This is a genomic window from Collimonas silvisoli (assembly GCF_018305005.1).
GTDB classification, from domain to species: Bacteria; Pseudomonadota; Gammaproteobacteria; order Burkholderiales; family Burkholderiaceae_D; genus Collimonas; species Collimonas silvisoli.
Genome location: NZ_JAGQEG010000009.1, coordinates 26979 through 39857, shown reverse-complemented (window position 1 = coordinate 39857; position 12879 = coordinate 26979). Strand labels below are relative to the sequence as shown.

Annotated in this window: 10 protein-coding genes; 7 read left to right on the top strand and 3 right to left on the bottom strand. The window is 58.3% G+C overall.

Translation table 11 applies throughout. The annotated features are described in order from the left end of the window. The first annotated feature begins 133 nt into the window (after positions 1-133). From KHU33_RS03715 to KHU33_RS03705, 3 genes are all read left to right on the top strand, one after another. On the top strand, positions 134-934 hold the full coding sequence (locus KHU33_RS03715) for an outer envelope protein (protein ID WP_211461199.1): 801 nt from the start codon (positions 134-136) through the stop codon (positions 932-934). Positions 935-1042: 108 nt separating this feature from the next. After that, positions 1043-1804, top strand: a complete 762-nt coding sequence (locus KHU33_RS03710) for a class II aldolase/adducin family protein (RefSeq protein WP_211461164.1) — start codon at positions 1043-1045, stop codon at positions 1802-1804. A gap of 20 nt (positions 1805-1824) precedes the next feature. Beyond that, a complete protein-coding gene (locus KHU33_RS03705) occupies positions 1825-2007 on the top strand; it encodes a 4-oxalocrotonate tautomerase (protein ID WP_211461163.1) in 183 nt (60 codons plus the stop codon). 72 nt (positions 2008-2079) lie between these two features. On the opposite strand, the gene KHU33_RS03700 is transcribed toward KHU33_RS03705, so the two are convergent. Beyond that, the gene (locus tag KHU33_RS03700) at positions 2080-3708 is read right to left on the bottom strand and encodes an HAL/PAL/TAL family ammonia-lyase (protein ID WP_211461162.1); all 1629 of its coding nucleotides are present in this window, start codon (positions 3706-3708) and stop codon (positions 2080-2082) included. A 115-nt stretch (positions 3709-3823) separates the two neighbouring features. After that, positions 3824-5089: a urate hydroxylase PuuD gene (locus tag KHU33_RS03695; RefSeq protein ID WP_211461161.1), complete on the bottom strand. Its 1266-nt coding sequence runs from the start codon at positions 5087-5089 to the stop codon at positions 3824-3826. Between the two features lie 405 nt (positions 5090-5494). Between KHU33_RS03695 and KHU33_RS03690 the strand changes: the two genes are divergently transcribed. The 4 genes from KHU33_RS03690 (at position 5495) to KHU33_RS03675 (ending at position 11341) form a co-directional block, all read left to right on the top strand. Next, on the top strand, positions 5495-6433 hold the full coding sequence (locus tag KHU33_RS03690) for a LysR substrate-binding domain-containing protein (protein WP_211461160.1): 939 nt from the start codon (positions 5495-5497) through the stop codon (positions 6431-6433). 261 nt (positions 6434-6694) lie between these two features. After that, positions 6695-8092, top strand: coding sequence for a nucleobase:cation symporter-2 family protein (locus KHU33_RS03685; RefSeq protein WP_211461159.1), 1398 nt, complete (start codon positions 6695-6697; stop codon positions 8090-8092). Positions 8093-8194: 102 nt separating this feature from the next. Continuing rightward, a complete protein-coding gene (locus KHU33_RS03680; RefSeq protein ID WP_211461158.1) occupies positions 8195-9955 on the top strand; it encodes an allantoate amidohydrolase in 1761 nt (586 codons plus the stop codon). Between the two features lie 24 nt (positions 9956-9979). Next, positions 9980-11341, top strand: a complete 1362-nt coding sequence (locus KHU33_RS03675; protein ID WP_211461157.1) for an 8-oxoguanine deaminase — start codon at positions 9980-9982, stop codon at positions 11339-11341. Between the two features lie 115 nt (positions 11342-11456). On the opposite strand, the gene pyk is transcribed toward KHU33_RS03675, so the two are convergent. Next, positions 11457-12878, bottom strand: coding sequence for a pyruvate kinase (gene pyk, locus KHU33_RS03670; RefSeq protein WP_211461156.1), 1422 nt, complete (start codon positions 12876-12878; stop codon positions 11457-11459). Position 12879 lies beyond the last annotated feature (1 nt).

Below are 12879 nucleotides of genomic sequence, written 5' to 3'. Positions count from 1 at the left end.
ATCCATCATATAAAAAAGATGGAATTACGCATAAAACGGAGACGACACCATGCAGCAAACCCGCCAGACTTCCCGCAAATCATCCGCGGCCGCAACCGCAAACCACATTCGTAAAAAGGCAATAGTCGCAGGCATGTCTGGCAGCCTGCTTGCGCTGTCTGCGCTGACTGCCATGCAACCGGCAAAGGCTGCCGACTGGAGCGACAATTCCATCGGCTACCGCTATGGCACCAAGTTCGCCGAGCCGTACAACAATCAGGACCTCACCAAAAACATCATCAATTTCACCCATGCCAGCGGTTACAAGTACGGCAGCAACTACCTGAACGTCGACCTGCTGATGTCCGATCACAAGGACGATGATGCGCAAGAAGCGTATGTCGTCTATCGCCACACGCTCGACATCGGCAAGATCGCGGGAAAGGATTTTAAATACGGCCCCATCCGAGGCTTCGGCTTCACTGGCGGTTTCGACTGGAACACAAAGAACGACAAAAGCTACGCATCGAAAAAACGCATGCTGGTAGTAGGCCCGACGCTGATGATGGACGTACCGGGCTTCCTCAACATCAGTCTGTTTGCACTATTTGAAAGCAATGAGCCGATAGGCGTCAGCAGCCGCTATCGCTACGATACGCATCCGATGCTGAACATGGCATGGGGCATCCCGATCGCCTCTTCCGCTTTTTCATTCGAGGGTTATGTGAACTGGATCGGCGCCAAGGGCAAAAATGAATTCGGCGGCCCCACTTCGCCGGAAGTCAATTTCGACGGACAGGTCATGTACGACCTCGGCACGCAGCTGGGCATGGGTAAAAACACTTTCAAAGTCGGCCTGGAATATCAATACTGGAGAAACAAGTTCGGCAATCCGCATAATGTCCCAGGTTCCCTGGCCAAGACGCCGATGATCCGCGCCGAATACCACTTCTAGGCTAAGCAGCAGCAAATACTGCGAAACAAACGCTGCAATACAGGAGCGCACCGCCGACACGCTCCTGTATCATCCGATATTTGCAACCGCAGCTTTGACGCAGACATCATGAGCTTATCCTCTAGCGGCCGCCCGGCCGCAATCAGCCAGGCCGAATGGCAGGTCCGCCAGGATCTGGCGGCCTGCTATCGCTTGTGTGCCTTGAAGCACTGGGATGACCTGATATACACCCACATCTCCGCCTCGGTACCCGATGAGCCAGGGCATTTTCTACTGAACCCGTTTGGCTATCGTTTCGATGAAGTCTGCGCATCCAACCTGGTCAAGATCGATGGCCAGGGACGTATCGTCGGCGATTCTCCTTATCAAGTGAACGTCAGCGGTTTTGCCATCCATGGCGCGATCCATGCGGCAAGAGCGGACGCGGTGTGCGTCATGCACTTGCACAATACCCATGCCGTGGCGATCGGCATTCAAGCTGACGGCTTGCTGCCGATTTCGCAGCACGCGCTGCGTTTCTATGAACAGATTGCCTACCATGACTATGAGGGGTTGGCTCTCAGCGTCAACGAGCAAAACCGCATGGTCGAAAAACTCGGGCAACTGCCCGCCATGCTGTTGCGTAATCATGGCAGCCTGATCTGCGGCCGCACCGTCGCCGAAGCCTACGTGTTGATGGATACCCTGGACAAAGCTTGCGAGATACAACTCAAGCTCAACTCCGGCGGCGGCCGGCTGACTTTGCCGTCGCAGGCAATCTGCCGTAAAACCCGCGACCAGCTACTGGGCGACGGCAGTCCGGAGGGTGTGCTGGAATGGCCTGCCCTGCTGCGCAAACTGGATGCCATCGATCCCGGCTACCAGCACTGATCCCCCCCGAAAGGACTTTCATGCCGACTTTTAACGTACAACTGTTTGAAGGCCGCAGCGTCGAGCAAAAGCGCGCTTTCGTCAAAGCCATCACCGAAGTCACCTGCAAGACATTGGAATGCGGACCGGAATCGGTGGATATCATCATTCAGGAAGTCAAACGCGAAGACTGGGCTACCGCCGGCAAGCTGTGGTCAGACTGAGTTTGTAAAGCGCTGCCGCATAAAAAAAGGAGCCGCAATTTGTGGCTCCTTTTTTACTTCCGGATGCTTGAATCAGGCAAATTCACCGATCTTATTGATCACCGCATCACGCACCGAACCGCTGACCACAAACGATTGCGCCACCGCGATATCGTTGTGGAACCAGCGATCGCCTTCCAGGCAAGCCGGAATCTGACGGCGGATTTCCTGATACGCCGCCTGCGTACCCTGGCCCAACACAAAACCCGGCAGCAGATCTTCAGTCATGGTCAAGGCCTGCGCCGCCAGCAGCATCTCCACGCCGATGATGTATTGCGTATTCGCCACCACCGTCGCCGCCTTGCGCGCACACCAGGTCGAATTCGAGACGTGGTCTTCGCTGTTGCCCTTGGCCGGAATGCTGTCGACGCTGCCCGGCATGCACAGGGTGCGGTTTTCCATCACCAGCGAACTCAGCGAGCATTGCACCACCGGATAGCCGGTATTGACGCCGCGCACGCCGCTCATCAGGTTGCGCGGCAAGCCCCAGGACAAGGTCGGATCGATCAGACGCGCCACGCGGCGTTCGCAGATGCTGCCCAGATCGGTGATCGCCATCGCCAGCAGATCCATCGCTTGCGCCAGGTACTGGCCGTGGAAATTACCGCCGGAAATGATTTCAAAGCCGCCGCCTTCCTTGTCGAAAATCAGCGGATTGTCGGTGGCCGAGTTGATTTCCTTGTCGACGATGTTGTCGATATAGTCGAGCGCATCGAACACCGGGCCGTAGACTTGCGGCGAGCAGCGCAGCGAGTACACATCCTGGATGCGGGCGGTGTAGGGAATATCGGTGCGGCGGGTTTCTTCCGGAAATTGCACGGCGCGCGCTGCATGCGTGGTGCGGGTCGAGCCCGACAGCAGCTTACGGATGATGGCGGCCGTCTTGATCTGGCCGGCATGCGGACGCGCTTGCTGGATGCGATGATCGAAAGCCGCCATTTCGGCGCGCATCGCCTCCAGCGTCAGGCCCAGCGACAGACAAGCATCGCTCAGCAGATTGCGCGCATCATGCGCCACCAGCACCGCTACCGCCAGCGAAGCGGTACAGCCGTTGATCAGCGCCGAGGCATCCTTGGCCTTCAGATCGAACTTGACCGGGCCGACACCCGCCTTGGCAATCGCTTGCGGCGCGCTCATGCGCTGGCCCTGATACATCACTTCGGCTTCGTCGAAACCGGCAATCGCAGCGGCCAGATAAGACAGCGGCGCCAAGTCGCCGGAAGCACCGACCGACCCCTTTTGCGGCATGATCGGATGGATGCCGGCATTCAGGAAGGCCAGCAGACGATCCACCACTTCCACCCGCGGCGCCGAATAATTGCTGGCGAAGGCGTTGGCGCGCAACAGCATGGTGGCGCGGCTGACTTCTTCCGAGAACGGTTCGCCGATGCCGGCGCAATGGGCCTTGATCAGCTGGGTCTGGAACAGCTCGATGTGCTCGACCTTGATGCGAGTGTCTTTCAACAGGCCGACGCCGGTGTTGAAGCTGTACATCATCGGCGCTTCGTCGTGCATCCAGGTGGACTCGATATAGTCGCGGCTTTCCTTCAAGGCGGCGCGTGAAGAATCGGCCAGGGCCACCGGCAGATGCGGGGCGCGGGCGACGTCGACTACTTGCTGCGCGGTCAGGTTGAAACCGTCGACGGTGATGGTTTGGGACATGAGAACTCCAAATATTTCTTAATTGATGGCAAGCGCAGAAACCGATTGAGCGTGGCAACACGGCTCAATCAGCTTCCGGCTTTGAGGATGATGAGAGAGATCTGCTGCGCCGGACTTACTTGGCGCCAGCAGCGTACCAAGTGCCGATCAGAGCCCGCTCTTCATCAGTGATGTGGGTCATGTTCGCCAGCGGCATCGCCTTCAGTTGCACCGCCTGCTGATAGATCTTGTCGGCGTGCTGACGGATCTGGTCGGATGTCTGCAGTATCATGCCGGCCGGCGCCGTGGCAAATCCCGGCTGGGTCGGCTGCGCCGAGTGGCAGCTGGCGCAACGCTGGCTGATGATTTCCTGGATATGCGCAATATCCGCAGCCGGCGCGGCTGCTGTAGCAGCAGCTGTCGTACCTGCTGCTGAGTCAGCCTTGGCAACTGGCGTAACTGGCGCAACCGGCTGGATTGGACGCGGCGCAATCGCAATCGCCACTGCCATTAGCAAGGCAACGCCGGCAATCGGATAGCCGAGCGAAACACGGCCGGCGTGACGCAGATTGAAGAAGTGGCGGATCAACGCGCCGGCGGCAATAATCGCGGCCAGGACCAGCCAGCTGTACGGATGGTTATACGTCATGCCGTAGTGGTTGCTGATCATGATGAACAGCACCGGCAAGGTGAAGTAGTTGTTATGCACGCTGCGCTGCTTGGCCTTCTTGCCGTAGATAGGATCCGGCGATTTACCGACGCGCATCGCTTCCACCAGCTTGCGTTGCCCCGGGATGATCACCATCAGCACATTACCCACCATCATGGTGCCGATCATGGCGCCGACATGGATATAGGCAGCGCGGCCGCTCAGCAGATGCGTCAGCACATAGGCTGCAGCAACGATGAACAGATACATGACGATGCCGAGCAAGCCTTCGCGTTTTCCCAGCGGCGAACGGCACAGCACGTCGTAGACGGTCCAGCCCACCACCAGCGTGCCGAGGCCGACGCCGATCGCTTGCCAGGTATTCAGATCGGCTACATCCTTGTTGATCATCATCGCCGAAGCGTTGAAATAATAAACGATGAACAACATCGCAAAACCCGTCAGCCAGGTGGCGTAAGCTTCCCATTTGAACCAATGCAGTTCTTCCGGCAGTTCAGCCGGAGCCACCAGATATTTTTGCGGATTGTAGAAGCCGCCGCCATGCACCGCCCACAGTTCTCCGGAAACGCCGCGCTTAGCCAGATCTGAACCCGGCTTCGGCGGCCGGATCGAATTATCCAGCCAGACGAAATAGAAGGATGCGCCGATCCAGGCAATGCCCGTGATCAGATGCAACCAGCGGACCAGCAAATTGAGCCATTCGACCCCATACGAAACTAATAATGCATCCATGTCTTCCCCAACGATTGTCACTCGTTTGCCACCGCGGGCTCTGCAAACGATAGGGGTTTTTCGATTCTTATTTGAAACGATAACAGCGTTGCTTCGCCTTGTTCTCGCTCCAAATAAAAATCGAAATGATTCCCCGAATACGGCCGCGAACTTTTTATAAACCCTGTTTTTAAACCTTGTTTTATATCAGCTCCGCTACGACCAACATGATCGGATAAAGCAAGATACTTGCCTGCCCATCCTTCATTTTCCTCTTCCTGCGCTCAAGTACACAAACGCCTCCAGATTCACGCAAGATATACGTATTGAGGTTCTAAAACATGGATATCCAGATATATTTGACATACCCATATCCATATAACAAAATGAACTTCATCATACCTATAAATAATAGTCGGAGACAATATGGCCAAGCTGCCGGACCACCTGGATATCCATCTGATACGTATCCTGTATCTGTTGCTATGCGAAAAGAACGTATCGCGCGTAGCCCTCAAACTCAACCAGCCGCAACCGTCGATCTCGGCCTCGCTGCGCAAGCTGCGCGAACTGACCGGCGACCCCCTGCTGGTGCGCGGCGCACGTGGCATGGTGCCGACCCAGCACGGCGAAAGCCTGTTGAAACCGGCCAAGCGGATCCTGGAAGAAACCGAACGGCTGTTTGTACAAAAAACCGCCTTCGTGCCCCAAGCCGAAGCACGCACCTTTCATATCGCTGCACCAGATTACATGAATACGCCGTTCTTCCTGGAAGTGGTGGCGCGCTTGCGCCGCGAATCGCCGAAGAGCCGCATCGTGATCCATGCGCTGGGACCGGAAACCGACTATGTCCGGCTGCTGTCCGACGGCGATCTGGACTTGGTCATCGCCAACTGGGACGAGCCGCCGCCGCATCTGCATTTGTCGAAACTGTTCGACGATCCTATCGTCTGCCTGATGCGGGCCGACAGCGCCTACGCCAAACGTACCGGGCCGGACCAGATGACGGTGGAAGATTATCTGTCGCTGCCGCACGTGGCGCCATGGCAGGTTCTGCCCGGCTATCACGGCATCATCGATTCCTTTCTCGACAGCCAGAACCTGAACCGCAACGTGGTGGTTGAATCCGCCTACTTCGGCATGCTGCCCTATATGGTGGCGCAAACCGACCTGGTGCTGACCACCGGCCGCCAGTTCGCCCGTTTTTACGAAAAGACCCTGGCGCTGAAAAGTTTCACCTTGCCGATCAAGTTCCCGCCCATGCGCTTTTACCAGCTATGGCATGAACGCGTGCATCAGGCCACCGAGCACAAATGGCTGCGCGAGCAGATCGGCATAGCAGCAAAATCGATGCTTGCAAAATAATCATAAAAACAACGTTATTACTTTAAATTAAGCGCCGCCTGTCATATATCCAAATACATAAATCAACTATCAGTCAGCATATATATCGTGAAGCGCCGGGCAAAGTAGTATCGGACAGCACAAGCCCTGTCCGTATTGCAGGTGATTTGTGAGGCTGTTGCGCATCATTCCGGCTGGGCAGGAATTAAGAAACACCGAAGAAACGCCGGGTTGATGTCGCTGCAAGCACTAAAATCATAACTAGTACCTAGGAGACACACGATGAACACCAGCAGCACAGATCCGGTAGATGAAAAACTCCCTGTAGGCAAACTCACTGCACTCGGCATGCAGCACGTGCTGGTGATGTATGCCGGCGCAATAGCTGTGCCGCTGATCATCGGCGGCGCCCTCAACCTGGCAAAAAGCGACATTGCATTTCTGATCAGCGCCGACTTGTTTTGCTGCGGCCTGGTGACCTTGATCCAAAGCCTGGGCATCTGGAAATTCGGCATCAAGATGCCGGTAATGATGGGCGTTACCTTTGCCGCCGTCGGTCCGATGGTGGCGATGGCCGGCAACCCGCAACTCACTATCGTCCATATCTACGGCGCAGTGATTGTGGCCGGTATCTTCTGTGTCTTTGCAGCCCCTTACATGAGCCGCCTGATGCGTTTCTTCCCGCCGGTCGTGACCGGCACGGTGATCAGCGTCATCGGTATTTCACTGATGGGGGTCGGCATCAACTGGGCGGCCGGCGGCCAACCGGTGATCGGCACCCTGGTCGACGGTGTCTTCAAAAAAATTCCTAATCCGGACTACGGTTCGCCGACCAGCCTCGGCATCGCGCTGGTGGTGCTGGTGTCGATTCTGCTGATCACCAAATACGTCAAAGGTTTTATCGCCAATATCTCGGTGCTGAGCGGCATGATCATTGGTTTCGTGATTGCCATGGCGATGGGAAAAATCAGTTTCTACGGCCTGGGCGATGCCGAATGGTTTTCCTTTATCCGCCCGTTCCACTACGGCTGGCCGAAATTCGACCTGGGCTCGATTATCAGCATGTGCCTGGTGATGATCGTGACCATGATCGAATCGACCGGGATGTTCATTGCCCTGGGTGAAATCGTCGGCAAAAAAGTCGATGACAAGACCCTGGCGCGCGGTTTGCGCGTCGACGGCCTGGGTAGCGTGATCGGCGGCGTCTTCAATACCTTCCCCTACACCTCGTTCTCGCAGAACGTCGGCCTGGTCGGCGTCACCGGCGTGCGCAGCCGTTACGTCTGCGCTGCCGCCGGCGTCATCCTGATGCTATTCGGCCTGTTCCCCAAAATGGCGCACGTGGCGGCCTCGATTCCGCAATTCGTGCTGGGCGGCGCCGGCATCGTCATGTTCGGCATGGTGGCGGCAACCGGCATCAAGATCTTGTCGAATGTCGATTTCCAGCACAACCGCCATAATCTGTTCATCGTCGCCGTCAGCTTCGGCGCCGGCATGATTCCTATCGTGGCGCCGAGTTTTTTCGACAAGATGCCGGTTTTTCTGTCGACCATCCTGCACAGCGGCATTTTGCTGGCGTCCAGCATGGCGGTCCTGTTGAATCTGTTTTTCAACGGCAAAGGTTCCAGCGAAGACAGCCGTTCGCATGCCTTGGCGGCTGCACAAAGCTCTGATCACTAAAACTGTTTTTGAAGTAAATTAAAGAACCTGGGTCCAACCCGTATTTGGAAATAGAAGCGATTTAACTGAGGATGAAGCGGGTCGGACCCGCCGACGATACAAATGACAACACTAGAACAACTGAATAACGGCGATGTAACCGCCTTCGTTGCAACGCTGCATGGCATTTACGAGCATTCGCCATGGATCCCGGAACGAGCCGCCGCGCAACGGCCGTTTGCCAACATCACGGCGCTGAAACTGGCCATGCAGGCGGTCGTCAGCTCTGCGACCAGGGACGAGCAACTCGGTCTGATCCGCGCCCACCCGGAGTTGGCCGGCAAGGCAGCCATTTCCGGCGAGTTGACTGTCGAATCGACCGGCGAACAAGCCAAGGCCGGTCTCAACAATTGCAGCCCTGAAGAATTCGCCACGCTGCAAAAGCTGAACGCCGATTACAACCGGAAATTCGGCTTCCCCTTCATTCTTGCGGTCAAGGGCGCCGATGGCCAGGGCCTGTCGCGCCAGGCCATCATCGCCACTTTCAGCCGACGCCTGAAGAACCAGTTCGACGACGAACTGGGAGAAGCCCTGCGCCAGATCGGCCGCATCGCAGAAATGCGGACTAACGACCTGCTCGGCTATACGCCGCATCTGGGTAAAACCATCATGCAATGGGCCGAACAGATCGGCGCCTGGAGCGATGACGACGGCGGCCTCACCTGTGCCTACATGACCGATGCGCATCGGCGCACCGCGGCACAGATCGCCGGCTGGATGCGCGAAGCCGGCATGCAGGCCGAGATCGATGCGGTCGGCAACGTGGTCGGCCGCTACCTGTCCGACAATCCGGCGGCCAAGACATTGATGACCGGCTCCCATTACGACACCGTGCGCAACGGCGGCAAATACGATGGCCGCGAAGGCATCCTGCTGCCGATCGCCATCGTCAAGCACTTGCATGAGCGTGGCGAAAAACTGCCCTTCCATTTCGAAATCGTCGGCTTTTCCGAGGAAGAAGGGGTACGTTTCAAGAGCACTTTCCTCGGCAGCAATGCGATCATCGGCCAGTTCAACCTGGAGTTGTTGAACAATCTCGACCGCGACGGCGTCAGCATGCGCGACGCCTTGCTGCAAGCCGGACACGATCCGGCGACGATTCCTGCCATCGCCCGCAATCCGGCGGATTTGCTGGGCTACGTCGAAGTGCACATCGAGCAAGGCCCGGTGCTGCTGCAGCACGATCTGCCGGTCGGCATCGTCACCTCGATTGCCGGCAGCTGCCGCTATATGGTGCAGCTAAAAGGCGTTGCCAGCCACTCCGGCACCACGCCGATGTCGATGCGCAAGGACGCCGCCACCGCCGCCGCTGAAATCTTGCTGTATGTGGAACAACGCTGCGCCCAGGACCAGCATGCATCGCTGGTCGGCACCGTCGGCCAGCTGCAAGTGCCGAACGGTTCAACCAATGTGATCCCCGGAGCCTGCGTATTCTCGCTGGATATCCGCGCCGCCGACGACACTATTCGCGACGCCGCGGTAGCCGATGTGCTGCGCCATATCGAGGCGGTGTGCGACCGCCGTTGCGTCGAAGCCAATGTCGAGAAAATGGTATCGGCGCCAGCCGCGCCGTGTGCCTCGTGGCTGATGGAGCAACTATCCGCCGCCACCGAACGGGCCGGCGTAAAGCCGTTCAGACTCGCTTCCGGCGCTGGCCATGACGCCATGACCATCGCCAAAATAACTGCTGTCGCGATGCTGTTTACGCGTTGCGGCAACGGCGGTATCAGCCACAACCCATTGGAAACAATGACTGCGGACGATGCCGAAGTATCGGCGCAAATCTTGCTGGATTTCCTACGCCGCTTTACACCAAAGCCTTGAACCAGCGTCTTTGGATTTAACGCAATGTCTAAAACTTTATTAATAAAAAATGCGCGTGTCGTGCTCACCATGGATGACACGCGCCGCGAAATTGCCGGCGGTGCGGTCTTCATCCGCGACAATGTAATCGAACAGGTCGGCAATAGCGCCGATCTGCCGCAAACTGCCGACGAGGTGATCGACGCCAGCAATCATGTGGTGATTCCAGGCCTGGTGAACACCCATCACCATATGTATCAAAGCCTGACGCGTGTGATTCCGGCAGCGCAAAACGGCGAGCTGTTCAACTGGCTGACCAATCTGTATCCGATCTGGGCCAACCTGACGCCGGAGATGATCCAAGTCTCGACCTTGACCGCGATGGCGGAACTGATCATGTCCGGCTGCACCACCAGCAGCGACCATTTGTACATTTATCCGAACGGCTGCAAGCTCGACGACAGTATCGAAGCGGCGCAGCAGATCGGCATGCGTTTCCACGCGGCGCGCGGCTCCATGAGCGTCGGCCAGTCGAAAGGCGGTTTGCCGCCGGATCGCGTGGTGGAAGATGAAAAGGCGATCCTGCAAGATACGCAACGCCTGATCGAAACCTATCACGACAGCGGCCGCCATGCGATGCAACGCATCGTGGTCGCGCCCTGCTCGCCGTTTTCGGTATCGCGCGACCTGATGCGCGAGTCGGCCAGCCTGGCGCGTCATCACGGCGTCTCGCTGCATACGCATCTGGCGGAAAATATCAACGACATCGCCTACAGCCGCGAGAAATTCAACATGACGCCGGCCGAGTACGCGGAAGATTGCGGCTGGGTCGGCCACGACGTCTGGCACGCTCACTGCGTCCAGCTCGACGATGAAGGCATCACCATGTTCGCGCGTACCGGCACCGGCATCGCCCACTGCCCTTGCTCCAACATGCGGCTGGCCTCCGGCATCGCACCGATCCGGAAAATGGTCGACGCCGGGGTCGCGGTGGGTATCGGCGTCGACGGTTCGGCATCCAACGACGGCGCCCACATGCTGGGCGAAGTCAGGCAAGCAATGTTGCTGCAACGGGTCGGCTTCGGACCGGACGCCATGACCGCGCGACAGGCGCTGGAACTGGCAACGCTGGGCGGCGCCAAGGTACTCAATCGCGACGACATCGGCGCCTTGAAGCCAGGCATGTCGGCCGATCTGGTGCTGTTCGACCTGAACCAGGTCAAGTTCGCCGGCGGTTGGCACGATCCGGTGGCGGCGCTGGTATTCTGCACGCCGTCGGATGTTACCTACAGCGTCATCAACGGCCGCATCGTGGTGCGCAACGGCCAATTCACCACGGTCGATCTCGGCAACGTGCTTGAGCGTCACAATAAGCTGGCGCTGTCGCTGGCTGAAGCTGCGCGCTGACACGCATTCCCGGCAACACAAAAAATGGCCGCCTGCAGCAAGCAAGCGGCCATTTTTCTTTTGCGGAACGGTTTATCGGGAGCCGATCAGGCCTTGTCCGCAAACGCGGATTGCGTTACTGCGGCCAGATTTCAGCCAGGCGCAGCAAATTGGTGCTGCCCGGCTGGCCGAACGGCACGCCGGCGGTGATGGCGATCTGGTCGCCGACCTTGGCAAAACCTTCCTTGAAAGCAGTCTGGCAGGCCGCGGCCACCATCTCGCTTTCGTTGTGCACCTGATCGCTGATGGTCGAATGCACGCCCCACACCAGCGCCAGCCGGCGCGCCGTCGCCAGCTTGGGCGTGATGCTGAGAATCGGCGCCATCGGCCGCTCGCGCGCTGCGCGCAAACTGGTGTGGCCGGAACTGGTATAGGTCACGGTGGCCTTGGCGCCGACGATGCGAGTGACATCGCGCAGGGCTGAGCAGATGGCGTCGCCACGCGTCGGCAATGGCGACTCGTGTTGCGCGTCCAGCAGGTTCTGGTACAAGGGGTCGCGCTCGACTTCGGTGATGATGCGCTCCATCATCGCCACTGCCGGAACCGGATACGCGCCGCTGGCCGATTCGGCCGACAGCATCACAGCATCGGCGCCGTCGTAGATGGCGCTGGCGACGTCGGAGGCTTCAGCCCGGGTCGGCACCGGCGAGGTGATCATCGATTCCAGCATCTGGGTCGCAATCACGATCGGCTTGCCGTGCTGGCGGCAGATGCGCAGGATACGCTTTTGCACGCCAGGCACGCGTTCCGGCGGCAACTCCACGCCGAGATCGCCACGCGCCACCATGATGGCGTCGGACACCTGGACAATCGCATCCAGCTGTTCCAGCGCCGCCGGCTTTTCCAGTTTCGACAAGATGCTGGCGCGATCGCCGATCAAGGCGCGCGCTTCCAGCACATCCTCCGGCCGCTGCACAAAAGACAGCGCAATCCAGTCGACGCCCAGCTCCAGGGCGAATTTCAAATCGCGCTTGTCCTTTTCAGTCAAGGCTGGAATCGGCAATACCGCATCCGGCACATTGACGCCTTTACGGTCCGACAACGAACCGCTGTTGACCACGCGGGTGCGGATGGATTGACCATCGCACGCCAATACTTCCAGCCTTACCTTGCCGTCATCCAGCAGCAAAGACTGGCCGCCGGCGATCACTTCGAACAATTCCGCATGCGGCAGGCAGACGCGCTGGTTATTGCCCGGCGTGGCATCGCGGTCAAGCGTGAATTCCTGGCCGGCTTGCAACATTATCTTGCCGTCGGCGAAAGTGCCGATCCGCAGCTTAGGCCCCTGCAAGTCAGCCAGGATCGCAATCGGGCGGCCGACGGCTTTTTCCACTGCGCGCACGATGTCATAGCGTTGCTGGTGATCGGCGTGGCTGCCGTGGCTGAAGTTGAAACGGAAAACGTCGGCGCCGGCTTCAAACAACGCCAGGATGGTGTTCTGCTCCGCGCTGGCGGGACCGAGCGTGGCGACGATTTTTGCTTTACGTTGACGGCGCATG